This window comes from Luethyella okanaganae, assembly GCF_042660285.1.
In the GTDB taxonomy this organism is placed as follows: domain Bacteria; phylum Actinomycetota; class Actinomycetes; order Actinomycetales; family Microbacteriaceae; genus Luethyella; species Luethyella okanaganae.
Genome location: NZ_JBHSTP010000001.1, coordinates 1,383,016 through 1,407,763 on the forward strand (window position 1 = coordinate 1,383,016; position 24,748 = coordinate 1,407,763).

Sequence of the window (24,748 nt, forward strand, 5' to 3'; positions counted from 1 at the left end):
GGGGCCCGATATTCTTGGCGAATGGCCGTACTCCCGATCCGGATCTCCGGAGATCCCGTGCTGCACTCCCCCGCCGCGCCTGTTACCGACTTCGACGACTCGTTGCGCTCGCTCGTCAACGACATGTTCGAGACGATGGACGCCGCCCCTGGCGTCGGCCTCGCAGCGCCGCAGGTCGGAGTCCCGCTTCGCCTCTTCACCTACGGCTGGGTCGACGACGAGGGAACCAGATGGCGCGGAGTCGCCGTCAACCCGGAGCTCTGGATCACTCCGAGCACGGTGCGCCCTGCCGATGAGGACGACGAGTGCGAGGGCTGTCTCTCGTTCCCCGGCGAACGCTTCCCGCTCCGACGCGCGGAGAAAGCCATGCTGCGCGCGGTCGACCTCGACGGCGCCGCGTTCGAGATCATTGCGGGAGGCTGGCTCGCCCGTATCTTCCAACACGAGTTCGACCACCTCGATGGAATCCTCTACGTCGACAGGATCGAAAACGACTACCAGCGTCTCGCCGCCAGGATCATCCGCAAGCGCGGCTGGGGCATCCCAGGCAACAGCTGGCTGCCCGGCGTCGACGACCTCGAAGATTGAGCCGGCCCATCGACGAGCAAAGCGGCCGGGAGGACGCTGAGCCGCTGGCCTCGAACGCACGACGCCGAACCACGACGGCGGCTTCAGCCGAGCGCGCGGATGCCTGCGGCGACGAGCGCGGCGACGAAGACGACCACGATGAACGGCACCCGCAACGCGAAGAGCGCCGTGGCCACGATCACCGCGGGAACCCGCGCGTCGATGACGACGCTCTGCCCCTGGGCGAGGGTCTGCACGGCGATCAGCGCGGAGAGCAGCGCGATCGTCAGCAGATCGGCGATGCGCGATGACGCTGGATTCTCGAGCACGCGAGGCGGAACAAGGTATCCGGCCATCTTGATCGCGAGGCACGCGATCGAGGCGAGGATCACGATCTGCCACATCGTCATCGGCTCTTCTCCCCGCCCACGTTGAAGACGCCGACGAGCACCGCGACAGTGGCCGCGACGAGCACCGGAAGTCCCGGCATGAGGATCGGCGTCGCGACGGCGGCGACGACCGCAGCGCCGGCCGCGACCGCTCCAGCCTGCAGGCCTTTGAGGCGCGGCCAGAGCAGCCCGAGGAACGCGGCAGCCGCCGCCGCGTCGAGACCGTAGGCGCGTGGGTCGCCGAGGGCGTCGCCGATCAAGGCACCACCGAGCGTCGTGAGGTTCCAGCCGACGAAGACGACAGCAGCCGTGACCCAGAACCCGATCCGTTTGAGGTGCCCAGTAGGCTGCGCGAGAGCCACGGCTGTCGACTCATCGATCGTGCCCCAGGCCGCGGCCAATCTGCGCCACCAGCCACCACCGAGAACGGGTGCCATACGCATGCCGTAGATCGCGTTGCGAGTGCCGAGAAGAGCCGCGCTCGCCACCGCGGACGGTCCGGCGGCGAGACCGCCGGAGGCGAGGATGCCGACGAGCGCGTACTGCGAGCCACCCGTGAACATGACGAGGCTCAGGAAGCAGCTCTGCCACACATCGAGGCCCGACGCGACGGATAGCGCACCGAACGAGAGGCCGTAGACCGCGGTCGCGAGCCCGACGGCCAGTCCGGCACGGATGACGGCACGCTCGTCCGAGGTGCGACGCCCCGGAGGCGCACCCTCCGCGACGGAGCGACGCCCGGTCACCTGACGAGGTTCACGCCGTGAATACCGTTGTGGAAACGGAGCGCCGGGAACACCGCGGAGACGGAGAACCCGACTCCTGGGACCGTGTTCGCCTTGAAGACACCGCCGAAAAGCTCCGTGCGCTGTCTCATCTGACTGAGTCCCGCACCGGTGATGGTCTCGGTGAGAGCCTTGAGGTCGTCGTCGATCGTGTACGCCGCCTCGCGCGAGAGTTCGTTGGGATCGTGGCCAGCACGACGAGCGGCGGCACGGATGCCGTCGTCGTCGACGAGAAGTTGCAGCCCGTCTCTGGTCCAGGCGAACGAGACCCGGGTCTCCGTTCCCGTGCCACCGTGCTTGAGGGCGTTGGCGAGCGCCCCCTGCAGGATACGGAAGACCGCTAGCTCGGCACCCGGCTTCAGATCGTAACGCTCTCCGGTCTCCTCGAAGGAGATCGTGAGACCTGCGTCTCGCATGACCCGAAAAAGGTCGCGTGCAGATTGCAGACCGGGCTGGGTCGCCGACACCGACTCGCCCTCGCGGGCGACGGTGAGCACCCGGCGCATGTCGCCGAGGGCCTCGCGGCCGGACTCTACCACGCTCGACACCGCGCGCACTGCGGCGGAGGGATCACTCTCCGCGGTGTAACGGGCTCCCTCTGCCTGGGTGATGAGGCGCGACACGGAGTGAACGGCGACATCCTGCAACTCCCGGACGATGCCGAGACGAGCGGTCTGTTCGGCGAGCGACAGTTCAAGGTCGATGCGGGTGCGCTCGGCACCCGTCCAGTCCCGGTCGCTGCCGCGCAATTCCCTCGCAGCGCGAATCCAGAGTGCGATGGCGACCGAGGCGACGAGCGCGAGGGCGATCCCGACGACGAACAGGGTCGTCGCCACGCCGTCGCTCTGCAGCCAGTCGGCCATGCCCGTCTCCTCGTGATCGCGTACGGGCGCGCGGTGTACGCCCCGAAAGAGACTTTACTAGCGACGACGGGTCCGGATGCCACACATCCGGACCCTCCCGCGCAGGGCTTCAACCGACGTTGCGGTTCGCGCGCAGGACTTCGAGTCGGGCGCGATACTCGGTCTCGTCGATGTCGCCACGGGCGAAACGCTCAGAGAGCGTCTGTTCCGCGCTCGTCGAGGCGTGCCAGTGCGGCCCGCCCGCGTAGCCGGGGCCGTGGCCGTAGCCGTGGCCGTAGCGATGCCATCGGCGTCCCACGAGGGCGACGATCAGCACGACGACCCCGATCCAGAACAGCGGAACCAGCAGGAAGAGCCAGCCGAACCCGCCCATCCACAGTCCGCCCAAGTGCCCCACGACGTTCGTGGCGAAAAGTGTTGACAACATGGTGCATCCAATCGGTCTGAGAGCACGATCGTTTTCGATCGCACCCTCAGCTTCGCGTCGATGCCACCGGAGCGAATCCGCCGAGGGCAGGCACTTCGCCTGCTCCCCCAGGAGTACTCCGGTGTTTCTGCGAACGTCCGGCGATGCCGCAGTCGGTCACTGCCAACCGGGCCGCACGAGCCCCGTCTCGTAGGCGACGACGACGAGGTGCACGCGATCGCGGGCGCCGAGCTTGCTCATGATGCGCGAGACGTGCGTCTTCGCGGTGAGGGGGCTGAGGACGAGCCGCTCGGCGATCTCGTCGTTGCTGAGTCCGTGGCCGACGAGCACGAGCACCTCGCGCTCGCGCTCGGTGAGCACGTCGAGCACGCCGTTCGGCGGCGCATCCTTGAGCCCGGCGGCGACACGGGCGAGCAGCCGCCGGGTCACCCCCGGGGAGAGCAGGGCCTCACCCGCCGCCGCGACACGGACGGCCCGGATCAGCTCGACGGGTTCGGTGTCCTTCACGAGAAAGCCGCTCGCCCCCGCCCGGATCGCGTCGGCGACGTACTCGTCGAGTTCGAAGGTGGTGACGATCACGATGTGGGTTCCGGCGAGGTCGGCGCGCGCGGTGAGCTCGCGGGTGGCCCAGAGCCCGTCTCTGTCGGGCATGCGGATGTCCATGAGCACGACATCCGGTCTGGTCGCGACGATGCCCGAGACGGCGTCCGCACCGGTAGCGGCCTCGCCGACGACCTCGATGTCTGGCTCCGACTCGAGCAACGCCCGGAACCCGCCGCGGACGAGACCCTGATCGTCTGCGAGAAAGACGCTGATCACGGGCGCGCCCCGTCGGCATGCGGCAGCCGCGCCACGACGGCGAACCCTCCGCCCGCCTGCCAACCGACCTCAACCGTTCCGCCCAGCAGTTGGGCCCGCTCTCGCATGCCGAGCAGACCGCGACCCTCTGCGAGCTCGTCTTCGGGATGCTCCGTCGTGCCGTCGTCGACGACCGTCACCGTGTCGAGCCCGACCGACGACTCCAACCGCACGGTCGCGTGCGTCGCGTTCGAATGCCGCGTGATGTTCGTGAGCGCCTCCTGCACGATACGGTACACCGCGCGCTGTTCCAGCAGGGAGGCGGTCGGCGACAGCCCGCCCTCCAGGGCGACGGCGACACCGAGGCCCGCGACGGACTCGACGAGGGCGGGCAGACGCGCAAGCTCCGGTTCGGGCACGAGCGGGGCGCCCTCCCCCGTGCCGGAGCGCAGAAAGCCGAGGACGCCGCGCACCTCGTCCAGGGCCGTCTTGCTCGTCTCCTTGATGTTGGCCAGCGCCTCAGCGGCCTTCGCCGGCTGATCGTCGATGAGGTGCAGGCCCATCCCGGCCTGAACGTTGATCGACGAGAGCGAGTGCGCGAGCACGTCGTGAAGCTCTCGCGCGATGCGCAGACGCTCCCGCTCGGCCTCGCTCTGCCGGTGCCGTTGCTGCGCCACCCGGTACTCCGCGAAACGTTCGCGCCGGTTGCGAATGACCTCGCCGAGCCCGACGAGCAGGCTCAGCACGAGCATGACGAGCAGAGGCCGAACGACGCTGAACGGACGCTCGGTCACGAGGGTGGCGTAGGCGATCGCCGCGATCACCCCGACCCCGACCGTGCTCCACACCCATGCACGAGCGCCCCGCACGGTCGCGCCGACGACGGCGAAGGCGAGCGGAACCGCCGCGAGCGGTGGCCCGTCGCCCAGGATGATCGCGGGGACCGTGAGCACTGCCACGCAGAGCAGCGCCGGTCCCGGCTGCCAGACAAGCCAGAGGAGCAGGTAGGAGGACAGAAAGGCGAGAACCGCGATGACGGACTGCACCCAGCCGTGCCAGCCGAAGAGCGCCCATACGACGACGGGCAACTGGATCAGCTGCGAGAACACCACGGGGAACCATCGTGCGCCACGCGTAAACCCGCCCGGTTGGTTCCACGACCACGGTCTGCTCAACCCGCTGCCCGGCCGCCATTCTCCGGCCGGGTGCGCGCCAGACCAGTGCTCATGCGGGGCAGAGTGTCGCATGCATCGATCGTAGCGACGCCTCCTGCGAGCGGCATCCGCCGACGGGCGCGATGGCAGGTACTCCCTCGGGAGTATCGTGCCGGGCGGTATACGCTCGCGCCATGAGGGTACGAGTAGATCGCCGACGATCCGTGGAAGTATCGGCGGAGTGCTTATATTCCTTATCGAAGTTTTCCATTAGAGCAACGTGCGGAATCACCGCGAAACGTCCGCACGTGCAGCGAGGCTACTCTGCCCTTTGTCATCGCAGTTAGGTATTTTCTACTCTGGCTCGTTCGGGGACAACGCTTCCTCGAGTGGTTCGGCTTGTGCCGTTGGCGTGGCCTCCGATCCGCCGTGCCCATCACGTCCGTCCATTTTCAGAACCTGGTCAGCTGGATCGTGAAGTGGCCTGGTCCCGCCAGTTGCCTCGCTGAGGGCTCCACTTACGGCACAGTGGCAGGCTTCCGAAGCACCGGGCTCTGCTAGAACAGGGATTACATCGAGGTCTGGCTGCGGACCGTTGTTGGACAACGATGAAGCTGCTTCACCATTCGGATGTTAGCTGGGATCTTCGTGAGCGAATTTGTGCAGCTGTGGTCTGGTCGTCAACCAGTCCTCTGTACCCTCGCAATCGACGACAAATTCCTAGACCCGCAAGGACGTGACCGGCGCGAGTCGAGCACCTGGTGATTCGCTTCTTTCGCTCATCGCTCCTAGCTCATCGCGCCTCTCTCGATCAATGCGCCCAGAATTCCCCTGCGCTCGATGGCTGCCGGGAGCGTGCGTGTCCTCATAAGCGCCTACTGTGCCGGGGCAAGCATTCGACCCATACTGAAAATGGAGCCGGGGACTCTCCCTCCTACCCGCAAGAAATCTAGGAGACTCCTTGCAATTTCTCAAAAAGGGCCGGTCCACGATCACCTTTGCTGTGACGGTGGTATCGCGCTGGGGGCTACATCCGCCAACGCGACACCTCTTGAAACGTCGGCGGTGATGGCGGCATCGCTGCTCAGCGCGACTGCGGCCAACGCCACCGGTTCCAAGGCTGACGACGTCGTCTCGATCCTCGAATCCGTGCCGACGGAGATCCCCGTCATGCAGGACGTGTCGACCGAGGAGGCGACGGACCTCGTGGCCCCCGGAAGTGCGTCGAGCGATGCCGCAGCCATCGAGGATGTCTCGGACGTGTCGGTGTCGGCGCTCGGAGAGAATCCGCTGTCCGTGCAGCTGCTCGCGGCACAGGATGCGGTGGCAGTGAGCGTCTCCCAGGATGGTGTCGAGGTGATCGACAACGGAGACAACTCCTCGACGGTGCCGCTCGATCGCGCCGACGGGTCGCTGCAGGTCGTCTTCGTGATCGAGACGCCTGACGCACCATCGAACTATGCGATCGCCGTCGAACTGCCCGAAGGTGTCGTGCTGACGCAGGACGAGGGTGGGGCTCTTCTCGCCACGGGCGCGAACGGTCAGTTGGTGCTCGGCGTCGCGCCGGCGTGGGCCTTCGACGCCGCCGGCACCGCGGTGCCGACGCACTACCTCGTTGAGGGTTCGGAGATCACTCAGGTTGTCGACCACGCCTCTGGCGACTACCAATACCCCATCTCGGCAGACCCGTGGCTCGGACAGCGCCTGTTTAGCCCGATGACGGTCAACCGCAACGGAACCTACGCAGGCCAGAACGTCTACTCCGGCCGTCTGACCCTCTGGGGTGTCACTATGGGCCTGTCGCTGCAAGGTCTTACCATTATGAGCACTGCAGGTCTGGAGGAGTTCACGTCACAATGGGCGGCTGTGAACAACAGCGCGAGCCTCCGGCAGCAGTACCTCTGCCACGCGATTTGGGGCCGAGCCATCATCGGCGCTGGCTTCCACTGGGACCTTGAACTCTCTCGGCCCGCGAATGCGAACTACGGGAACGTCCTCGCCCACAAGTGCAACTGGTGAACACTATGATGCCTGCGGTTCCGCGCCAGAAGGGCGTGTCCATCCCTCGAGTGCTGCTCATCGCCCTAGCTGCCTTCGTGGTGGGAGCGCTGCTGGCGACCGGCGTTGCAGCACTCGCGCGATCGCTCACTGACGATTCTCGCCCGAGTATCACGCTTGCAGACGTGGTGCGCGATGACCTCCCCGGCTTCGCGAACGCCTCGGCTCCAACCGCGGATGCCTGCGGCGATCGTCGTGGCTGCGTAGAAGGCGTCGTCGGTGATGGTGTCGTGATCTACCGGTATCAGTCGCTGGACCTCGCGCGGCAGTCCGTCATCTATAGCGACGCCGACTTCTACCGGTCGGACCGGCTCGTCATCGAGTTCGAGGACGCGCTGACGCCCGATGAGCGGTTCCAACTGCTCCAGGTCGTCGAAGGAACGTGGACCGCCAGCAGCGACTGACGCGGACTTCTACTGAAGCGGGGGTGCTCCTTGAGGAACACCCCTGCTTTGGTTTGGAAAAGCAGGCCTCGTCAAAGCGATTACTTGCGGACGAGCAGCATCGCAGCTCGACGACGGGTGCTGCGGTTCGCAGCTCAGCCCTGGCGCCTGCAGGTCCTCGACGCCTTGCCCGTTCCCGGCCACAGCTGTGCCCTGTGCGTGGCCGACGACATCCTAGGTCGACTCGCGCGGGCGCCGGACGAGGTTTACGACGAGGATGACGGCATCCGCGGGCCATGCCCGCCGATCGCCAGAGCTAAAGTCGTGGCCGGAGCGCTTGGTTACTAGCAGTCGCGGCAATTCTCTGTCGAGCGCTACATATAAATCGGAATGATTGCCCGCTTAGAGCGAACGGATGCTGCAAATGTGGCCTTTTCTGCAGCCGTCTCCGACCTGGCGTTGAAGGTGGGGTATTTGGAGACGAGTTGCTTGGTAAAGGGCGCTACGAGAGACCAGCGAGCGGATTCCAGGCGTCGGGTCACCGTGCCGTTGCGATCGGACTCGAGTACGAGCGGAACCTGATCGGTGGGTTTGACGTTCCACGACGGGCGCGGCAGGTCCTCCCCTCCGAGTCAATGTCAAAGAACGTGACGAGATCGGGGCTTGTATCTGCGGGGCGCTCATATTCTGTGACGAAGTTTTCCATCAGAGGAAGGTACGGAATCATAGCTCGGACGAGTGATCCCGGCGGTGTCGGCTCGACTCGGCGTTTCTTAGCTCCGAGTAATCTGCCCAGATGCCTCCTGATAGCGCTGCCCATCGCGCAGCGGTGTTTATGGAGAAGCCAAAACTATCGGCCGCCACTCGCGCTGGGATCGCAGCAGCCCGTCTAAGGGCGCTGACCAGGGGTTTTGCGGTGTTGCATCTGACGCAATAGTTCTCAGACCAAGGCTCCTAGCTTCTCGACCACACAGTGGGATGTCGCATCGTCGAGTCGGCGTGCAGTAGAGCGCGATCTGGGCTTGCGAAAGTCCTGTGTACTGCGTCATCAGTCCACGAAGAGTCTGGTAATCCCTCCGAGTGGGACGCACGCGACCCTCGGCATGAGGACGGCGACAGAAAAGGCCACCAGGGGTGGAGCCCATGGTGGCCTTTCGCTCCCCGACTTGGACTCGAACCAAGAACCTATCGGTTAACAGCCGATTGCTCTGCCAATTGAGCTATCGAGGAATGTCACTGCGAATCGCATCGCGGCGTAGCTACTTTACCAAAGGTTTCGCCCCCACAAAATCGAGGCGGCAACTACCAGAGCAATCGGGCGCGGAGCTCAATATCCGGCCTCGGGATCGACGACGCCCACGAAGCGCGCACCGCCCATGAACGCCTCGACATTGAGTCGAATGCGCTCGGCGAGCAGCGGCGCCGTCATCTCGGGGGTGTCCGCCATGTGCGGTGTCACGATGCAGTTCGGCGCCGTCCAGAGCGGATGGCCGTCTGGCAACGGCTCCGGATCGGTGACGTCAACCCCCGCTCCGGCGATGGTTCCGGCGTGCAGCGCTGCGACGAGCGCGTCTGTGTCGACCAAGGGACCGCGCGCGACATTGACGACATATGCCGACTCCGGCATAGCCTGGAATTCCGCATCACCGAGGAGATGCCTCGTTCCGCCGGTGAGCGCCGCCGCGACGATCACGAGATCCGCTGACGGCAACACCTCGTGAAGTCGATCACTCGTCACCGTCGCCACTGCGCCTTCGACCGTTTTCGCGCGGCGACGCACGATCGTGATGCACGCATCGAACGCCTTGAGCAGCCGGACGAGTTCGAGCGCGATGCCGCCGGCTCCGACGATCACGACGTTGCGCCCGAAGAGGGAGACGCCCTCGGGCTCGCTGTTCCAGTGCCGGGCGAGGACGCGCTTCGGCAGCATGCGCATGAGCGCGAGGCTCAGTGCGAGGGCGTGCTCGGCGACCGGTTGGGCGTACGCCCCTTTCGCGCTCGTCCACAGCAACCCTGGCCGGTTCTCGGCGCGCAGGACCTCCGCGAAACCGTCGACGCCCGCCCAGGGAAGCTGCACCCACTCGAGTTGCGGGTTCGCGTGGACAACGGCACCGAGCTCCGCAGACCGCTCATAGCTCAGCCAGACGAGTCCTCGTGTCTCGTCGGAGAGCTCGGAGACCGTACCACCGGCCGCCGCGACGGCGGCTTCGAAATCGGGTTCTGGCTCCGGCAGGATCGCGATCGGTCCTGACGTGGGGCGCCGCTCCGACGGCAACGGCCGAACGGGGGCGCCGAACACGGCTCGGTGCCGTGCGGATGCGCTCATCGCGTCCCGTCTCTTCCGGCGTCACTGGACCCGTCTTCGTCGAAGGCTCCCGGCAGAGTCTCCATGAGACGCGCGATGTAGGGGTGCCGCGGATCCTCGAAGACCTCGTCGATGGTTCCCAAGCCGACGAGCACACCGCGCTGCAACACCGCGATGCGATCGGCGACACGACGCAGCACGGCGAGATCATGACTGACGACGACCGCCGAGAACGAACTCTGCCTCTGCAACTCGGCGATGAGGTCGATGACGGCGTACCGCACCGTCACGTCGATACCGGCCGTGGGCTCGTCGGCGATGAGCAGCTCCGGAGCGAGCACGAGCGCACGTGCCAGGGCTACGCGTTGTCGCTGACCGCTGCTGAGTTCGTAAGGGTAGGTGTTCAGCAGGCCGAGCGGAAGACGCACCGCATCGACCATCGTCACCACCCGTGCCTCGAGAGCCTTGTGGTTGTAGTGCTTGTCACGCAACAAGATGGGCTCGCCGACGATCTCGGCAACCGTGAAGGTCGGTTCGAGGGTGGATCCGGCATCCTGGGCGAGATAGCCGACGTCGAAGGTGAGCCGGGCGGCCTTGCGCCGGGAGAGCCTGCGCAGCGGCACGCCGAAGATCATCACGTCTCCTCCGGTGATGACCGGACGGCTGTCACCGCCCGCGTCGATGGACGCGCCGGAGAGCACCTTCGCGAGCGTGCTCTTGCCGGATCCGCTCTCGCCGAGCACACCGAGCACCTCCCCCGGCGACACGCGCAGGTTGAGACCGTGCACGGCGACGTAGGCCGGGCTCGCACCATGCGGCGGATACTCGATCGTCAGATCGCTCGTGCTGATCGGATACCCGTGCGCCGCTTTCCCCATGAAAACTAGTCTGCCTCACGCAGACGCCGCAACTCCTCGCGCCGAAGCGCCTGCTCGGCAGGATTCGGCACCGGAAGCGAGGCGAGCAGGCGTTGTGTATAAGGATGCTGCGGCGCACCGAGCACCTCGGCTCCCGTCCCCTCTTCGACGAGCCTGCCTGTGTAGAGCACGGCGATGCGATCTGCGAGTATGTCGACGACGGCGAGGTCATGGCTGATGAACAAGGCGGCGAAGCCGAACTCACGCTGCAGTTCGGCGAACAGCTCGAGCACCCGGGCCTGAACGGAGACATCGAGCGCGGAGGTGGGTTCGTCCGCGATCAGCAGAGTCGGCTCCAGAGCGAGGGCGCGCGCAAGGCTCGCGCGTTGACGCTGACCTCCGGAGAGCTCGTGCGGGTATCGCTCCCCGTACGCGCGAGGAAGCTGGACAGCCTCCAGGAGCTCGTCGACGCGTCCTCTGGCGTCCACAGGGTTCTCCGCCAGGCCATGGATGACGAGAGGCTCTGCGACGCAGTCTGCGATCGTGAGAAGAGGGTTGAAGCTCGAGGCCGGATCCTGGAAGACGAAGCCGATCTGACTGCGCACCTTCTTGAACGCGCGCTCCCGCACACCGTTCATCTCCTGGCCGAGCACCGAGAGCGACCCGCCCGTGACCCTGGTGAGCCCGCCGATCGCCCGGCCGATCGTGGTCTTGCCTGAGCCGCTCTCCCCCACGAGTCCCAGGACCTCGCCGGCGCGGATGTCAAAGCTCACGCCGTCGACGGCGGTGAAGCCGGCACGTCCGAGCCGGCCCGGATACTCGACGCGGAGGTCTTCTGCCACGACGATGGGTTTCTGCCCTGCCCAGCTCGCCGCCCGTGCCTCGGCACGCGCTGCGGCATTCACGGTGCCTTGCCCGACGTGCGGAACAGCGGCGAGAAGCCGTTTCGTGTACGCGTGCCGCGGGGCGGTGAAGAGCGTCTGAGCGTCAGCTTCTTCAACGACCTTGCCCTGGTACATGACCGCGACGCGGTCTGCGAGGTCGGCGACGACGCCCATGTTGTGCGTGATGAGCACGATGGAGGTGCCGAACTCGTCCCGGCAGCGACGCAAGAGCTCGAGGATCTCGGCTTGCACGGTCACGTCGAGCGCAGTGGTCGGTTCGTCTGCGACGATGAGACCGGGATCGAGCACGAGCGCCATCGCGATGACGACACGTTGCTTCTGCCCTCCCGAAAACTGGTGCGGGTAGTAGTTGACACGAGTCTCCGGGTCGGGAATGCCGACTCGTCCGAGGATCTCGATGGCTCTGACTTTCGCTTCGGCTTTCGAGATGTCGCTGTGCGCCCGTATGCCCTCGGCGATCTGCCATCCGACCGTGTACACCGGATTGAGGGCGATCGACGGCTCCTGGAAGACCATGGAGACGTCGGTGCCACGCACCCCGCGCAGCTGCTTCCTGCTCAGGGTGACGACATCGTTTTGACTCGAACCGTCCTTGCTGCTCAGGATGACGGCGCCGTGCACCGTCGCCGTCTCCGGCAGCAGGCCGAGGATGGTCTTGGCCGTCACGGTCTTTCCGCTGCCGCTCTCGCCGACGATCGCGAGCACCTCGCCTCGCGCGACGGTCAGGCTGACATCGTCGACGGCCTTGACCGCCCCGGCATCCGTGGAGAACGAGACCCCGAGTCTCTCGATCGTGACGACGTTGCTCATGACGTGACCTCGATTCCGTGCTCGTCGAACGTTTCTCCGTCTTGCAGACCGGCCAGCCCGCCCGGACCGGCCTCGAGCGTGCCACCCGGCACGACCGAGGTCTCGGCGACGGTCCCCGAGGCCTGCGCAACGGCCCGGCGGCCACGCAGGCGCGGATCGGCCAGGTCGTTGAGGCTCTCGCCCATGAGGGTGATGCCGAGCACGACGAGCACGATCGCGAGGCCGGGGAACAGCGAGGTCCACCAGATACCGCTTGTCACATCGGACAGTGCTTTGTTGAGGTCGTAGCCCCACTCGGCGGCCGAGGTCGGCTCGATGCCGAAACCGAGAAAACCGAGCCCAGCGAGGGTGAGGATCGCCTCGGAGGAGTTGAGGGTGAAGATGAGAGGCAGGGTGCGCGTTGCGTTGCGCAGCACATGCCGGAACATGATGCGCGAATTGCTCGCACCGAGTACCCGTGCGGACTCGACGTATGCCTCGGCTTTGATCCGCACCGTCTCAGCCCTGATCACCCGGAAGTATTGCGGGATGAACACGACCGTGATCGATATGGCTGCGGCGAGGATGCCGCCGACCAGGTTCGCTCGTCCTCCCGAGATCACGATGGACATGACGATCGCGAGCAGCAACGACGGGAACGCGTAGACGGCATCGCACACGACGACGAGAACACGATCGAGCCAGCCTCCGAAATAGCCGGAGACGAGACCGAGGGCGACCCCCGCGAAGATCGACAGGATCACGGCGACCACGATCACGAACAAGGCCGTCTGCGCTCCCCAGAGCACGCGGGAGAGAACGTCGTATCCACCGACGGAGGTGCCGAGCAGGTGCTCGACCGACGGTGGCCGCTGCGAGCCGAAGGCGACTCCCCCGGCGCGCAACTGGCTGAATCCGTACGGCGCGAGCAAGGGCGCGAACGCCGCCGTGAGCACGAAGGCACCGGTGATGACCAGGCCGGTGATGAGCATGCCACGCTGCAGGCCGACACTCTGCCGCAGTTGGTGCACGACGGGAAGTCGCCGCCAGAGGCTCTTCTTGCGTCGAGGCACGAGGTGCGATGCGACCGTGGTCATGTCAATACCTCACCCTCGGGTCGATCAGAGCGGCGATGACGTCGACGATGAAGTTGGTGATGGCAACGATGACGGCGAGCAGCGCCACGATGCCCTGCACAGCCACGAAGTCGCGCGCTTTGAGGAACTCGCTCAGCATGAAGCCGAGACCCTTCCACTCGAACGTCGTCTCGGTGAGCACCGCTCCGCCGAGCAGCACGGCGATCTGCAGGCCGATGACGGTGATGATGGGGATGAGGGCCGGCCTGTACGCGTGCTTGCGCACGAGGCGGAACTCGCTCACGCCCCGTGAGCGTGCCGCATCCACGTAGTCGGTCGAGAGAGTGCCGATGACGTTGGTGCGTACAAGCCGCAAGAACACACCCGCCGTGAGCAGTCCGAGCGCGATCCCCGGCAGCACGGCATGCGAAAGAACATCGACGACCACGGCCGGGTCGCCCGTCTGAATCGCATCGATCGTGTAGAAGCCGCTCCTGCCGGGCACCAGTTGCATCTGCAGCTCGGAGCCTGTCGTAGCGCGCCCGGCGACCGGGAGCCAGCCGAGCCACACCGAGAAGACGAGCTTGAGCAGCAGACCCGCGAAGAAGACCGGTGTCGCATAGCAGAGGATGGCGAAGACACGGAAGAAGGCGTCCGGTGCCTTGTCACGGAAGTAGGCCGCGACCATTCCGAGGGGGATTCCGACGAGGAACGCGACGATGAGAGCGTAGAAGGCGAGTTCGAACGTCGCGGGACCATAGCTCGTGAGCACCTCCAGGACCGGCCGGTTCGTGCTGATCGTCATGCCGAAGTCACCGGAGAGGATCTGGCCGAGGTACTCGAGGTACTGCACGACGATCGGGCGATCATAGCCCGCTTCGTGGATGCGTTCCGCGAGCTGCTCCGGTCCGAGCCGGCCGCCCAGCGACGCGGTGATCGGATCGCCGGTCGTACGCATCAGAACGAAGACCATCGTGACGAGGATGAAGATGGTCGGAACGATCAGGAGAAAGCGGACCAGGAGATACCGGCCGAGTCCTCCCCCTGAAGACGAGCGTTTGCGCGCGTTCGGCCGTGTTTTGGCCTCTGGCGCCGTTGCCACAGTGGTCATGCCTACCTATTCGATTGCAGAGGCGGGGGCGGCCCAATCTCGCGGGCCGCCCCCGCCGTTGGAGCTAGAGCAACTCTAGCCGTTTCTGTCGCTAGCCCTTCGCCAGCGCCCCGTAGCGGAACTTGAAGGACGCGTCGAGCGTTTCCTGGGCACCGCTGATGTCTGTTCCCGTCACGGCGACCTGAGCACCCTGCAGGAGCGGCAGGGTGGGCAGCTGAGCCGCCACTTTGTCTTGGATCTTCTCGATGAGTGCGGTGCGCGCAGCGGGGTCAGCCGTGGTGGCCTGCTGCAGGATGAGGTCGTTGACCTCTTGATCGGCGTAGTGGTTGTGGATGAAGTTCTCCGTGAGGAAGAACGGCGTGAGGTAGTTGTCCGCGTCGGAATAGTCCGGATACCAGCCGAGCTGATAAGCGGGGTAGAGGTCGGCGGTACGGTCCTTCACGTACTGCACGTACTCCGTCGACTGCAGATCGACCGAGAACAGACCGGATGCCTCCAGCTGGTCCTTGATCAGCGCGTACTCGTCGCCGGAGCCCGGGCCGTAGTGGTCCGTGTTGTACTGCAGGTGCAGCGCAACGGGGATCGAGACGCCGGCGGCCTCCAGGGTCGCCTTCGCCTTGCCGACATCGGGACCGCCGTTGCCATCGCCGTAGAGCTTCTTGAGGGACTCGGTTGCACCGGTCAGGCCGGCCGGCACGTAGGAATACAGCGGGGTGTAGGTTCCCTTGTAAACCTGAGTCGCGATCTCTTCGCGGTTGACGAGGTCGGCAGCGGCCTGACGAACGGCGAGAGCCTTGGCCGGGTCGGCCTCGGCGGTCGTAGCACCATAGGGCTGCGTGTCGAAGTTGAAGACGATGTAGCGGATCTCACCACCGGGACCGTCGACGACCTTGACCTTGTCGTTCCCACGCAGGTCCTCGATGTCCGTCGCCGACAGGCTGCGGAAGGCGACGTCGATGTTGCCCTCCTGCACGTCGAGCTTGAGGTTCGAGGCGTCGGCGTAATACTTCGCGTTGACGACATCCGTCTTCGGCTTGCCGAGCAGTCCCTGGTAGTCGGGGTTCGCTTTGTAGCCGATGAGATTGTTGAAGTCGTAGCTTGTGATGACGTATGGGCCGGCGAATGCGTTGCCGGCGACGATGTCGTCGTCGGAGGTGACCGAATCGGCCGAGAAGACCTCCTCGTCGACGATCGAGCCGGGAGGGCTCGACAGGATCTGCGGGAAGACCTGGTCGTTGGCCGCCTTGAGGTGGAAGACGACGGTGGTGTCGTCGACGGCCTCGGTGCTCTTGAGGTTGTACAAGAGCGACGACGGCCCGTTCTCGTCGGCGATCGCAAGCTGACGGTCGAAGGTGAACTTGACGTCGGAAGAGGTCAGCTTGTGGCCGTTCGCGAAAGTGAGTCCCGGCTTGAGCTTGACCGTGTACTCGGTGTCACTCGTGAACCGACCCGACTCCGCAATGTCGGGTTCGACATCCGGGCTGCCGTACGGGGTGTTCATGAGGAACGGGAACACCTGGTTTTGCACGGCGAAGGATCCGTTGTCGTAGGATCCTGCCGGGTCGAGCGTGGTGACCTTGTCGGTGGTGCCAATTGTGATGGCGCCACCGCTGGCCGTGCCGCCGCCGGATCCGGCGGAGCAGCCGGCGAGCACGAGTGCCGCTGCCGTGATTCCGGCTGCGACAGCGAGAACGCGCTTGCCGTTCGTGGATGCGGATGTCATATCCGTATACCTCTTCCTGTTGGTGTCATACGCGCGGGGAACGCCACAGGCATCCCCGCGCATTGCTGTATGGATACACCTAGCACACAAGGTCAGGACGCTCTAGCATTCTGACCGTTGAACGGCGATTCTTTACGGAGCTGCAACCTCTCCAGTCAGTCGGCGCGCAGCGTGTTCCGTTCGGCGTCTATCGCCATGAGCGCCCGTTGAATGGTGACAGAGTTCGCTCGATCGGCTGGATCGCTGCGTTGCAGGCGACCGAGTAGTTCCGCCTTGTGCCGCAACAGGTCTCGATCGACGAGCGAGGTGACGATTCCCCGCACGTAGACCTCGAGCTCCCGCTCGCTGCGCTCGGGGATCGGGGCGACGGCGAGTTGCTGCACAAGAGGGCGCAGCGTCTCCGGAACGTCGGCGATCACGCGATCGATCCAGTCCACCGCATCGAGGTGCGGCACGTTGGCCGCGACCGCGTCCCGCACGACGGTGAGCGAGGGGTGGCTCATCCCGCTCTGCGCCGCCCGGCCAAGCATGGCTGCACCGACGAGTCGCGGCTGCTGCAACATCGCCATGAGCGCATCCCGTTCCAGTCTGGTCGCCGGGTCCCCGGGCAGCTCGGTGATCGAGAACGGTCGCGCGGCTTCCTGGGCTGGCGCTGTCGCAGGGTCGGTGACAGGCTCCCGGCGCGCACCTCGTTCGGCTCCGTGCTGACGGTGACCCGCCGCAACAGCGCGGGTCACCTCCGTGAGCTCGAGACCGAGCAGGCGGGCGAGTTCCCGCGAGTATCCCGGCCTCAGCGCAGGATCGCGAATGTCGGCCACGACGGGGGCAGCAGCCCGCAACGCGGCGATGCGGCCCTCGACGGTGTCGAGGTTGTATTGTGCGAGAAGCTGCCGGATCACGAACTCGAACATGGGCTTCTTCGTGTCGATGAGGCGGCGCACGGCATCGTCGCCGTGGGTGAGCCGCAGATCGCAGGGATCGAGGCCGTCCTGGGCCACGGCAACGTAGGTCTGCGCCGCGAAGCGTTGCTCCTCGCTGAAGGCACGCATCGCGGCCTTCTGCCCGGCCGCATCCGGGTCGAAGGTGAATACGACCTCGCCGATGCTCGAGTCGTCGCCGAGCACACGGCGCAGCACCTTGATATGGTCGATGCCGAAGGCCGTTCCGCAGGTGGCGACGGCTGTGGTGACACCTGCGAGATGGCAAGCCATGACGTCGGTGTACCCCTCGACCACGACAACCTGACGTGCCCGCGAGATGTCGCGTTTGGCCAGGTCGAGGCCGTAGAGCACCTGGGCCTTGTGATACACCGGGGTATCCGGGGTGTTGAGGTATTTGGGGCCGGGATCGTCGTCGAGCAGTCTGCGCGCCCCGAAACCCACGGTCTGCCCGGTGATGTCACGGATCGGCCAGACCAAACGGCCACGGAAGCGGTCGTAGACGCCTCGGTCGCCGCTCGAGACGAGTCCGGAGGCCGCGAGCTCCTCATTCGTGAAGCCCTTGCCGCGCAGGTGCCCGGTGAGCTCGTCCCAACTCTTGGGGGCGAATCCGACGCCGAAGCGCGCTGCAGCGTGAGCGTCGAACCCGCGCTCGCCGAGGAAGCGGCGACCAGGATCGGCCGCAGGGGTGCCGAGCTGTGCGACGAAGAACTCGGCGGCGGCCTGGTTCGCGGCCAGAAGACGAGCCCGATTGCCGTGATCGCTCGGTCCTCCGCCGTCTTCGTAGTGCAGTTCGAGACCGATCCGACCGGCAAGCCGTTCGACGGCCTCCGTGAAGCTCACATGGTCCATCTTCTGAAGGAAGGAATAGACGTCTCCCGACTCGCCACAGCCGAAGCAGTGGTAGAAGCCGACTTGCGGACGCACGTGGAAGCTCGGGCTGCGCTCGTCGTGGAAGGGACAGAGGCCCTTCATCGAGCCGACACCTGCGGACTTCAGGCTCACGTACTCGCCGACGATGTCGGCGATGTTCGTGCGGGCTTTGACCTCTTCGATGTCTCCCTGTCGAATGCGGCCGGCCATCCCCCAATCCTAGTTCGCCGCCAGCTCTCCCAAGCCTGCCTGTGGATGCCGTCCCTATGCTCCCGACACTCCCGACGACGACGCAGCACCGGAGGCCTTCGGCAGGAAAGGAGGCTCACACTGTCAAAAGCGGCCTCCCCATCCCACGATCTCCTCCCGTGCCGCGACATCGTCGGACGAGACGGATGGCACGGACTCGGACAGGGAATGCGGAGGGGGCGGGAAAGACTCAGTCCTGGACGAGCCGCTCGTACCAGGCGATGGCCGACTGGTCGGTGAGACTCGCGATCTGGTCGACGATGACGCGCTTGCGGGCAGAGTCATCCGGAGCCGAACGCCAGTCTTCGGCGAACCCGGAGTCGAGATGCCGCTCCGCCGAGCCGTAGAGCACCTCGGCGAGCGAGGTGAGCACCTGGCGCTGCTGGTGGTAGATCGGCTGACGCGTGTTCTTAGACATCACGAAGGCGGCGGCGATCCCCTTGAGCACCGCGATCTCCGCCTGGATCTCGCGCGGCACGACGACGTCGGCGTCGAAGCGGATGAGGCTCGCCAGCGGGAACGCCGACCGTGTGGCCTCCGTCGCGGCGTGCGCGAACCGTCCGATCAGCTGGCTGGTCAGGTTCTTGAGCCGACCCTGGTCGCTACGACTGCCATCCCAGCCGCTGAGCCAGCCGTCGAGCGAGTCGAGCCGGTCGAAGGCAGCGATGAGCTCGTCGTGCGGGATCGCCCCGCCGATCCACTCATACATGGAACCGACCAGCGCCTCGTGATCGACACGGGCGCCGAGCGCGGCGACGTCGATATACCCGTTCACGATCGCGTCTTCGAAGTCGTGCACCGAGTAGGCGATGTCGTCGGAGAGGTCCATGACCTGGGCCTCGATGGAGAGCCGTCGCTCCGGAGCCTCGGCACGCATCCAGTCGAACACCGCGACATCGTCACGGTAGAAGCCGAATTTGGCTCGACCACTCGGATCGGCGACGGAGGTCGATTCCGGCCAAGGGTACTTGCAGCTCGCGTCGAGGCTCGCCCTGGTGAGGTTGAGTCCGTAGCTGCGCCCGTCGACCCCGAACACCTTGGGCTCGAGGCGCGTGAGCAGCCGCAGGGTCTGAGCATTCCCTTCGAAGCCGCCGATGTCGGCAGACCAGACGTTGAGAGCCTTCTCGCCGTTGTGGCCGAACGGCGGATGCCCCAGATCGTGGGCGAGGCAGGCCGTGTCGACGACATCGGGATCGAGTCCGAGGCTCGAGGCGAGCTCTCGCCCGACCTGGGCCACCTCGAGGGAGTGCGTGAGCCGGTTGCGGGCGAAGTCGAGACCGGCGGTCGGGCTGAGCACCTGGGTCTTCGCAGCGAGCCGGCGCAAGGCACTCGAGTGCAGAAGACGCGCCCGGTCGCGAGCGAAGTCGCTGCGTCGCGATGAGTGCTCCTCCGGCAACCACCGCTCGGCGTCGCGCTCGCCGTAGCCTCCGAAAAGACGGTTGCTCGCCATGGTCTCAGCCCCCACTGGTGTCCAGTTCCGCGTCGACGAGGGTCGTGCGGTCGTCGCCGACGAGTTCCTGGGACTCGAGCCACCTGTCGGGGAGCGCCGGACTCTTCGGGGTGCCTGCCCGGCCGCGTGGCCCTTCGGCGCCCTCGCCCGGGTACGGCAGGTCCCCATCGAGAGTCGCGAGCAGGTCGTCGAGGTGCTGCAGCGACTCGACCGTCGCCAGCCGGGCCCTCAGCTCGCCCCCGACCGGATAGCCCTTGAAATACCAGGCGACGTGCTTGCGGATGTCGCGGCAGCCGCGTTCCTCGCTGTCGAAGAACTCGACGAGCAGCTCGGCGTGACGGCGGAATGTCACGGCGACCTGGCCGAGGTCGGGACGGAACGTTCGGATCTCGCCGCGGAAACCCGCCGCGAGGTCGCCGAACAACCAGGGACGACCCAGACAACCACGGCCGACGACGACGCCGTCGCATCCGGTCTCGCGCACCATCCGGAGGGCATCCTCTGCCGACCAGATATCGCCGTTACCGAGCACAGGCGCGCCCGAGACGGCGTTCTTGAGCTTCTCGATCGCCGGCCAGTCGGCCTGCCCGGAGTAGAACTCCGCCGCTGTGCGAGCGTGCAGGGCGATCGACGCGACGCCGGCGCCTTCTGCCGCTCTACCCGCCTCGAGGTAGGTGAGGTGGTCGGAGTCGATGCCCTTGCGCATCTTGACGGTGAGCGGAACGTCTCCGGCAGCCTTCACCGCCCCCTCGACGATCTGCCGGAACAGCCCCAGCTTCCACGGCAGGGCCGCGCCACCGCCCTTGCGGGTGACCTTGGGCACCGGGCATCCGAAGTTCAGGTCGATGTGGTCGGCACGATCCTCGGCGACGAGCAAGGTCACCGCCTCCGAGACGGTCTTCGGATCGACGCCGTACAGCTGGATCGACCGGGGGGTCTCGCTCTCGTGATGGGTGATGAGGCGCATGGACTCCGGAGTGCGTTCGACGAGAGCGCGCGAGGTGATCATCTCGCTCACGTAGAGGCCGGCCCCGAACTCACGGCAGAGTCGGCGGAACGCGGTGTTGGTGATGCCGGCCATCGGCGCAAGCACGACGGGGACGTCGAGTTCGAGCGAGCCGATCGTGAGTCGGGGTGCTGGGCTTAGTGTTGTGGGGGCAGACATGTTCCTCGATTCTCCCAGAAAGCCGCCGCCGCCATGACGAATGCCGAGATCGAACAGGAGAATCCCGGGATCGGCCGGGTGACCCAGGATGCCGCCGCACGCGGACTCGACATCGAGGTGAGGGTGCGCCCCGTCGCGAACAGCCTGCATGAGGCGGCGAAGATTCTCGGAATCGAGCCGTCCGGCATCGTCAAGACGCTCGTGGTGAAGCGCAGCGACGACACCTTCCTCTTCGCCTTGGTTCCCGGCGGCCGCAAGATCTCCTGGTCCAAGCTGCGAGCCGTGGTCGGGGTCAACAAGCTGCAACTGCCGGACGCCTCGCGCGCCCTGGACGCGACCGGCTACGAACGCGGCACGATCACCCCGCTCGGCAGTACGATTCCCTGGCCGGTCTTCGCGGATGCTGCCATCGTCGGCCGTCGGGTCGCCATGGGCGCCGGTGCACACGGTTTCAGCGCCTTCGTCGATGCTGATGAGCTGATTCGGGCCTTCGACGCTATCGTGGCGGACATCAGCGACCCAGAGTAGCCCCTGCCTGCATGACGCCGACTCAACCGGCCAGCCGAGTCGGCAGAGCCGCGAACAGGTCGACGGGATTGCCGTCCGGATCGAGCACGATGGCGTAACGCTGCCCCCGGAACGCATCCCAGGGGTGCTTGAGCGCGTCATAGCCCGCCTCGGTCGGCCATCGGCTCAGATCGCGCAGCTATCGCCCTCGCAAACGCCGACATCGGTATCGCCGATCAGCGTGAGCGCCGGCATCGCGCCTGGGGCCACGACCTCGGTGGCCTCGGTCATCGTTGGGGATGCGTCGGGATCGGTCACGCGATGGACTCCTCGGCTGCAGAGCGCTCGGCCTGAACCCGCTGGAGGACCTGCACGAACGCCCCCGATTCCTGAGCCCCGGAAACACCGTACGTGCCGTCGATCACGAAGAACGGCACACCGTTCACGCCGTATTCGCGGGCGAGTGCCTGGTCTGCGCGCACTTCGCCGAGGAACTCGTCGTCGGTCAGCGACCGCACCACGTCGTCGCGATCGAGTCCGAGTTCCGCGGCGAGATCGGCGAGATCTTCGATCCGGCCGACATGACGGCCCTCGGTGAAGTACGCCCGCATGAGGCGCTCCACGGTCTCGAGCTGCAGCCCCTTGGCCTTGGCATAGTGCAGTAGCTGGTGCGCCTTCACGGTGTTCGTGTGCTGAAGGATGTCGAAGTCGTAGTTGAGTCCCGTCGCCCGGGCGATTCCCGTGACCCGGTCGAGCATGTGCACGACCTGTTCCTTCTGCATGCCCTTGTGGCCGGCCAGAAAGTCGATCTCGCTGCCGTCGAAGTCGACGGGGGTGTCCGGGGAGAGTTCGAAGCTGTGGTACTCCACGATCACCTGGGGTGAGTCCGGGTCTTCGCCGAAAGCGCTCACGCCACCCTCGAATTTGCGCTTGCCGATGTAGCACCACGGGCATGCGATATCCGACCAGATGTCGACCTTGATGGGTTCACTGGGTTCACTTTCACTGATGGGTTCACTCACCTTGGTGCCAACAGCGGGCCGTCCCCGCCGTATTCCCGGCGGTGCGAGATTCCCTGCGGTGCGAGCCTAACCTTTCGGCGCGTCGACGGCGGCGCCGAACCGGCGGGTGCGCGAGGCGTAGAGCTCGATCGCCCGCCAGAGGTCCACCCGGGAGAAATCGGGCCAGAGCGTGTCGAGGAAGACCATCTCGGCGTAAGCGCTCTGCCAGAGCAGGAAGTTACTCGTGCGCTGCTCCCCCGAGCTGCGAACGAACAGGTCGACATCCGGCATCTCGGGCGTGTAGAGATGCCGGGCGATCGCCTTCTCGGTGATCGCCGACGGCTTCAGACGCCCGGCGACGACGTCGGCGGCCAGCGCGCGCACGGCATCCGTGATCTCGTTGCGTCCCCCGTAGTTGACGCACATCGTCAGAGTCAGAACGTCGTTGGCAGCGGTGAGCCTCTCGGCGAACTGCAGTTCGTTGACGACGGATGCCCAGAGCCGCGGCTTCCGCCCTGCCCAGCGGACCCGCACCCCCCACTCGTTGAGCTGGTCGCGACGCCGGTGCAATACGTCGCGGTTGTAGCCCATGAGGAACCGGACCTCGTCGGGCGAACGCTTCCAGTTCTCGGTCGAGAAGGCGTAGACGCTGAGGTGCTTGACACCGATCTGCACCGCACCCGCGACGACGTCGAGCAACGCGGCTTCTCCCGCCTTATGCCCTTCGATACGAGTGAGACCGCGCTCATTGGCCCAGCGACCGTTGCCGTCCATGACGACGGCGACATGGTCGGGGACCGCCCTCGCGGGAAGCGTCGGCGGGTAGAGCCCTGTCCAGTCGAGGGAACGGTACTCGACGGCGTCCTTGTGCGTGTAGGGTTTCGGCGTCACGGAACGACCTCCCGGGAGACGTGCGCCAATGAACGCAAGCCGCGCTCGAGATGCCACTGGACGTATGCGGCGACGACACCGCTCGCCCGGGACCGGATCCCCTCCTCCGCGGTTTCCGCATGCGCCCAGTCGCCCGCGAGCAGAGCGCCGAGGAGCTCGATCGTCGCGGCGTCCAGTCGCGGAGCGCCCGGCGGCGCGCAATCGTCGCAGACCACTCCGCCGAGCTGTACCACGACGGCCGAGTGCATGCCCGGCGCACCGCACCGCGCGCAATCCTGAAAGCTCGGCGCCCATCCGGCCATCGACAGCGCTCGCAGGAGGTAGGAGTCGAGCGTGAGGCTCGCCCCGTGCTCGCGCCGTGACAGGGAACGCAGTGCGCCGACGAGCAGCAGATACTGCTGCAGCGAACCCTCCGACTCTGTGAGCTTGTCTGCCGTCTCGACCATCGCGCTCGCCGCGGTATAGCTCGCGTAGTCGTCGGCGATGAGGGCACCGTAGGAGCCGATCGACTCAGCCTGTGTGACGATGTCGAGGCTACGGCCCTCATAGAGTTGCACGTCAGCGACCATGAACGGCTCGAGCCTGGCGCCGAACTTCGACGCCGTGCGCCGCACGCCCTTAGCGACCGCGCGCACTTTGCCGTGCTGACGGGTCAGCAGCGTGACGATGCGGTCCGCCTCACCCAGTTTGTGGGTGCGCAGCACGACGGCTTCATCACGATAGACAGGCACCAGTCAATTATCCCGCTGCCGCGAGCAAACCGGGCGTAGGCGCGTGCTCAGGGCTTGATATACATGGATGCATGAGCACCCCCCTCTTCGTCACCCCCCTATGGCTCGACCTCACCGCCGTCGGGATCGGTGCCATTCAGGGCGCGATGTTCGCCGGACGCATGAAGGACCGCAGGATCGATCTGCTCGGCGTGGCCCTCATCGGCATCGTCGTCGGGCTCGGCGGCGGTCTGCTGCGCGACCTGCTCATCAACCAGCTGCCAGCGGCGATGGCGAGCAATTGGTATCTGCCGGTCGCCACGGGGGCTGCGCTGCTCGGCATGGCGCTGCAACGGCTCTTCAGCCGTCTCAACCCGCTCATCATCGGACTCGACGCGGTGACCATCGGCCTCTTCGGAGCGATCGGAGTGACGAAGGCCCTCGCCTACGGCGTCCCCGAGGTTCCTGCGGCTTTCGTCGGGATCATATCAGCGGTCGGAGGGTCGATCCTGCGCGACATGATGCTCAACCTTCCGATCGCGCTCATGCACGTCGGCTCGCTCTACGCGGTCGCGGCCGGCGTGGGGTCTGCGCTGCTCGTCATCCTCGCCACCCTGCGCGTGCCGATCACGATCGCGGGAATCTCCTGTGTGATCCTGACCGCCGTGATCCGATTGCTCTCCGTGCGGTTCGGCTGGAGCCTGCCCGAGCAGCGGGCGATCGGAAGCTGGCCGCGCTGGCGTCGCGGCTGATCTATAGCAGCCCCGACGCTCG

25 protein-coding genes and 1 tRNA gene are annotated in these 24,748 nt (G+C 66.0%); 5 read left to right on the forward strand and 21 right to left on the reverse strand.

Going from position 1 to position 24,748, the window contains the following annotated elements:
- Positions 1-21 precede the first annotated feature (21 nt).
- On the forward strand, positions 22-588 hold the full coding sequence (def, locus tag ACFQB0_RS06545) for a peptide deformylase (protein WP_386729014.1): 567 nt from the start codon (positions 22-24) through the stop codon (positions 586-588).
- Between the two features lie 83 nt (positions 589-671).
- Here the strand turns inward: def and ACFQB0_RS06550 are convergent, their stop codons facing one another.
- The 6 genes from ACFQB0_RS06550 to ACFQB0_RS06575 all read right to left on the reverse strand — a co-directional run bounded on the left by ACFQB0_RS06550 (position 672) and on the right by ACFQB0_RS06575 (position 5,076).
- Positions 672-977, reverse strand: a complete 306-nt coding sequence (locus ACFQB0_RS06550; protein ID WP_386729016.1) for an AzlD domain-containing protein — start codon at positions 975-977, stop codon at positions 672-674.
- A complete protein-coding gene (locus ACFQB0_RS06555; protein WP_386729019.1) occupies positions 974-1,702 on the reverse strand; it encodes an AzlC family ABC transporter permease in 729 nt (242 codons plus the stop codon). Before ACFQB0_RS06555 ends, ACFQB0_RS06550 begins: the two co-directional genes overlap by 4 nt.
- Complete coding sequence (locus tag ACFQB0_RS06560) at positions 1,699-2,604, reverse strand: sensor histidine kinase (RefSeq protein WP_386729022.1); 906 nt, start codon at positions 2,602-2,604, stop codon at positions 1,699-1,701. Before ACFQB0_RS06560 ends, ACFQB0_RS06555 begins: the two co-directional genes overlap by 4 nt.
- 109 nt (positions 2,605-2,713) lie before the next feature.
- Entirely contained in the window at positions 2,714-3,031 is a 318-nt protein-coding gene (locus ACFQB0_RS06565) for an SHOCT domain-containing protein (RefSeq protein ID WP_386729025.1), read from the reverse strand.
- Positions 3,032-3,187: 156 nt separating this feature from the next.
- Complete coding sequence (locus ACFQB0_RS06570) at positions 3,188-3,850, reverse strand: response regulator (protein WP_386729027.1); 663 nt, start codon at positions 3,848-3,850, stop codon at positions 3,188-3,190.
- A complete protein-coding gene (locus ACFQB0_RS06575; RefSeq protein WP_386729030.1) occupies positions 3,847-5,076 on the reverse strand; it encodes a sensor histidine kinase in 1,230 nt (409 codons plus the stop codon). Before ACFQB0_RS06575 ends, ACFQB0_RS06570 begins: the two co-directional genes overlap by 4 nt.
- A 975-nt stretch (positions 5,077-6,051) precedes the next feature.
- Here ACFQB0_RS06575 and ACFQB0_RS06580 point away from each other — a divergent pair.
- Both ACFQB0_RS06580 and ACFQB0_RS06585 read left to right on the forward strand, forming a co-directional pair.
- Entirely contained in the window at positions 6,052-7,002 is a 951-nt protein-coding gene (locus tag ACFQB0_RS06580) for a DUF2599 domain-containing protein (protein WP_386729696.1), read from the forward strand.
- A 35-nt stretch (positions 7,003-7,037) separates the two neighbouring features.
- Positions 7,038-7,445 (forward strand): hypothetical protein, encoded by a 408-nt coding sequence (locus ACFQB0_RS06585; protein ID WP_386729033.1) that lies wholly within the window; start codon positions 7,038-7,040, stop codon positions 7,443-7,445.
- Positions 7,446-7,798: 353 nt separating this feature from the next.
- On the opposite strand, the gene ACFQB0_RS06590 is transcribed toward ACFQB0_RS06585, so the two are convergent.
- The 11 genes from ACFQB0_RS06590 to dusB all read right to left on the reverse strand — a co-directional run bounded on the left by ACFQB0_RS06590 (position 7,799) and on the right by dusB (position 20,865).
- Positions 7,799-8,041 (reverse strand): SOS response-associated peptidase family protein, encoded by a 243-nt coding sequence (locus ACFQB0_RS06590; RefSeq protein WP_386729699.1) that lies wholly within the window; start codon positions 8,039-8,041, stop codon positions 7,799-7,801.
- Positions 8,042-8,581: 540 nt separating this feature from the next.
- A tRNA-Asn gene (locus ACFQB0_RS06595) sits at positions 8,582-8,654 on the reverse strand.
- Between the two features lie 97 nt (positions 8,655-8,751).
- Entirely contained in the window at positions 8,752-9,750 is a 999-nt protein-coding gene (locus tag ACFQB0_RS06600) for a D-isomer specific 2-hydroxyacid dehydrogenase family protein (protein WP_386729036.1), read from the reverse strand.
- Complete coding sequence (locus ACFQB0_RS06605) at positions 9,747-10,607, reverse strand: ABC transporter ATP-binding protein (protein WP_386729039.1); 861 nt, start codon at positions 10,605-10,607, stop codon at positions 9,747-9,749. The genes ACFQB0_RS06600 and ACFQB0_RS06605 overlap by 4 nt, the downstream gene beginning before the upstream one ends.
- 5 nt (positions 10,608-10,612) lie before the next feature.
- On the reverse strand, positions 10,613-12,301 hold the full coding sequence (locus tag ACFQB0_RS06610; protein WP_386729041.1) for an ABC transporter ATP-binding protein: 1,689 nt from the start codon (positions 12,299-12,301) through the stop codon (positions 10,613-10,615).
- Positions 12,298-13,377, reverse strand: coding sequence for an ABC transporter permease (locus tag ACFQB0_RS06615; RefSeq protein ID WP_386729043.1), 1,080 nt, complete (start codon positions 13,375-13,377; stop codon positions 12,298-12,300). Before ACFQB0_RS06615 ends, ACFQB0_RS06610 begins: the two co-directional genes overlap by 4 nt.
- A 1-nt stretch (position 13,378) precedes the next feature.
- Entirely contained in the window at positions 13,379-14,467 is a 1,089-nt protein-coding gene (locus tag ACFQB0_RS06620) for an ABC transporter permease (protein ID WP_386729045.1), read from the reverse strand.
- 91 nt (positions 14,468-14,558) lie between these two features.
- Complete coding sequence (locus ACFQB0_RS06625; RefSeq protein WP_386729048.1) at positions 14,559-16,190, reverse strand: ABC transporter substrate-binding protein; 1,632 nt, start codon at positions 16,188-16,190, stop codon at positions 14,559-14,561.
- Positions 16,191-16,345: 155 nt separating this feature from the next.
- Entirely contained in the window at positions 16,346-18,211 is a 1,866-nt protein-coding gene (gene dnaG, locus ACFQB0_RS06630; protein ID WP_386729050.1) for a DNA primase, read from the reverse strand.
- A gap of 229 nt (positions 18,212-18,440) precedes the next feature.
- Entirely contained in the window at positions 18,441-19,700 is a 1,260-nt protein-coding gene (locus ACFQB0_RS06635; protein ID WP_386729053.1) for a deoxyguanosinetriphosphate triphosphohydrolase, read from the reverse strand.
- Between the two features lie 4 nt (positions 19,701-19,704).
- Complete coding sequence (gene dusB, locus ACFQB0_RS06640) at positions 19,705-20,865, reverse strand: tRNA dihydrouridine synthase DusB (protein ID WP_386729055.1); 1,161 nt, start codon at positions 20,863-20,865, stop codon at positions 19,705-19,707.
- Positions 20,866-20,898: 33 nt separating this feature from the next.
- On the opposite strand from dusB, the gene ACFQB0_RS06645 reads away from it, so the two are divergent.
- Positions 20,899-21,393, forward strand: coding sequence for an aminoacyl-tRNA deacylase (locus tag ACFQB0_RS06645; RefSeq protein WP_386729058.1), 495 nt, complete (start codon positions 20,899-20,901; stop codon positions 21,391-21,393).
- A 165-nt stretch (positions 21,394-21,558) separates the two neighbouring features.
- On the opposite strand, the gene ACFQB0_RS06650 is transcribed toward ACFQB0_RS06645, so the two are convergent.
- The 4 genes from ACFQB0_RS06650 to recO all read right to left on the reverse strand — a co-directional run bounded on the left by ACFQB0_RS06650 (position 21,559) and on the right by recO (position 23,995).
- Positions 21,559-21,690: a hypothetical protein gene (locus ACFQB0_RS06650; RefSeq protein WP_386729060.1), complete on the reverse strand. Its 132-nt coding sequence runs from the start codon at positions 21,688-21,690 to the stop codon at positions 21,559-21,561.
- Positions 21,687-22,394: a DsbA family oxidoreductase gene (locus ACFQB0_RS06655; RefSeq protein WP_386729062.1), complete on the reverse strand. Its 708-nt coding sequence runs from the start codon at positions 22,392-22,394 to the stop codon at positions 21,687-21,689. Before ACFQB0_RS06655 ends, ACFQB0_RS06650 begins: the two co-directional genes overlap by 4 nt.
- Before the next feature lie 66 nt (positions 22,395-22,460).
- Complete coding sequence (locus ACFQB0_RS06660) at positions 22,461-23,264, reverse strand: isoprenyl transferase (protein WP_386729064.1); 804 nt, start codon at positions 23,262-23,264, stop codon at positions 22,461-22,463.
- Positions 23,261-23,995 (reverse strand): DNA repair protein RecO, encoded by a 735-nt coding sequence (gene recO / locus ACFQB0_RS06665; RefSeq protein ID WP_386729066.1) that lies wholly within the window; start codon positions 23,993-23,995, stop codon positions 23,261-23,263. The genes ACFQB0_RS06660 and recO overlap by 4 nt, the downstream gene beginning before the upstream one ends.
- Before the next feature lie 71 nt (positions 23,996-24,066).
- Between recO and ACFQB0_RS06670 the strand changes: the two genes are divergently transcribed.
- Positions 24,067-24,726, forward strand: coding sequence for a trimeric intracellular cation channel family protein (locus tag ACFQB0_RS06670; RefSeq protein WP_386729069.1), 660 nt, complete (start codon positions 24,067-24,069; stop codon positions 24,724-24,726).
- Positions 24,727-24,748: the final 22 nt, after the last annotated feature.

Bases quoted from the DNA above. Each gene is read 5' to 3' on its own strand.
- dnaG (WP_386729050.1), bottom strand. From the start codon at position 18,211: ATGGCCGGCCGCATTCGACAGGGAGACATCGAAGAGGTCAAAGCCCGC.
- ACFQB0_RS06645 (WP_386729058.1), top strand. From the start codon at position 20,899: ATGACGAATGCCGAGATCGAACAGGAGAATCCCGGGATCGGCCGGGTG.
- ACFQB0_RS06610 (WP_386729041.1), bottom strand. From the start codon at position 12,301: ATGAGCAACGTCGTCACGATCGAGAGACTCGGGGTCTCGTTCTCCACG.
- ACFQB0_RS06615 (WP_386729043.1), bottom strand. From the start codon at position 13,377: ATGACCACGGTCGCATCGCACCTCGTGCCTCGACGCAAGAAGAGCCTC.
- ACFQB0_RS06620 (WP_386729045.1), bottom strand. From the start codon at position 14,467: ATGACCACTGTGGCAACGGCGCCAGAGGCCAAAACACGGCCGAACGCG.
- ACFQB0_RS06635 (WP_386729053.1), bottom strand. From the start codon at position 19,700: ATGGCGAGCAACCGTCTTTTCGGAGGCTACGGCGAGCGCGACGCCGAG.
- ACFQB0_RS06575 (WP_386729030.1), bottom strand. From the start codon at position 5,076: ATGCGACACTCTGCCCCGCATGAGCACTGGTCTGGCGCGCACCCGGCC.
- ACFQB0_RS06625 (WP_386729048.1), bottom strand. From the start codon at position 16,190: ATGACATCCGCATCCACGAACGGCAAGCGCGTTCTCGCTGTCGCAGCC.
- ACFQB0_RS06670 (WP_386729069.1), top strand. From the start codon at position 24,067: ATGAGCACCCCCCTCTTCGTCACCCCCCTATGGCTCGACCTCACCGCC.
- ACFQB0_RS06600 (WP_386729036.1), bottom strand. From the start codon at position 9,750: ATGAGCGCATCCGCACGGCACCGAGCCGTGTTCGGCGCCCCCGTTCGG.
- def (WP_386729014.1), top strand. From the start codon at position 22: ATGGCCGTACTCCCGATCCGGATCTCCGGAGATCCCGTGCTGCACTCC.
- ACFQB0_RS06580 (WP_386729696.1), top strand. From the start codon at position 6,052: ATGGCGGCATCGCTGCTCAGCGCGACTGCGGCCAACGCCACCGGTTCC.
- ACFQB0_RS06605 (WP_386729039.1), bottom strand. From the start codon at position 10,607: ATGGGGAAAGCGGCGCACGGGTATCCGATCAGCACGAGCGATCTGACG.
- dusB (WP_386729055.1), bottom strand. From the start codon at position 20,865: ATGTCTGCCCCCACAACACTAAGCCCAGCACCCCGACTCACGATCGGC.
- ACFQB0_RS06560 (WP_386729022.1), bottom strand. From the start codon at position 2,604: ATGGCCGACTGGCTGCAGAGCGACGGCGTGGCGACGACCCTGTTCGTC.
- ACFQB0_RS06565 (WP_386729025.1), bottom strand. From the start codon at position 3,031: ATGTTGTCAACACTTTTCGCCACGAACGTCGTGGGGCACTTGGGCGGA.
- ACFQB0_RS06550 (WP_386729016.1), bottom strand. From the start codon at position 977: ATGACGATGTGGCAGATCGTGATCCTCGCCTCGATCGCGTGCCTCGCG.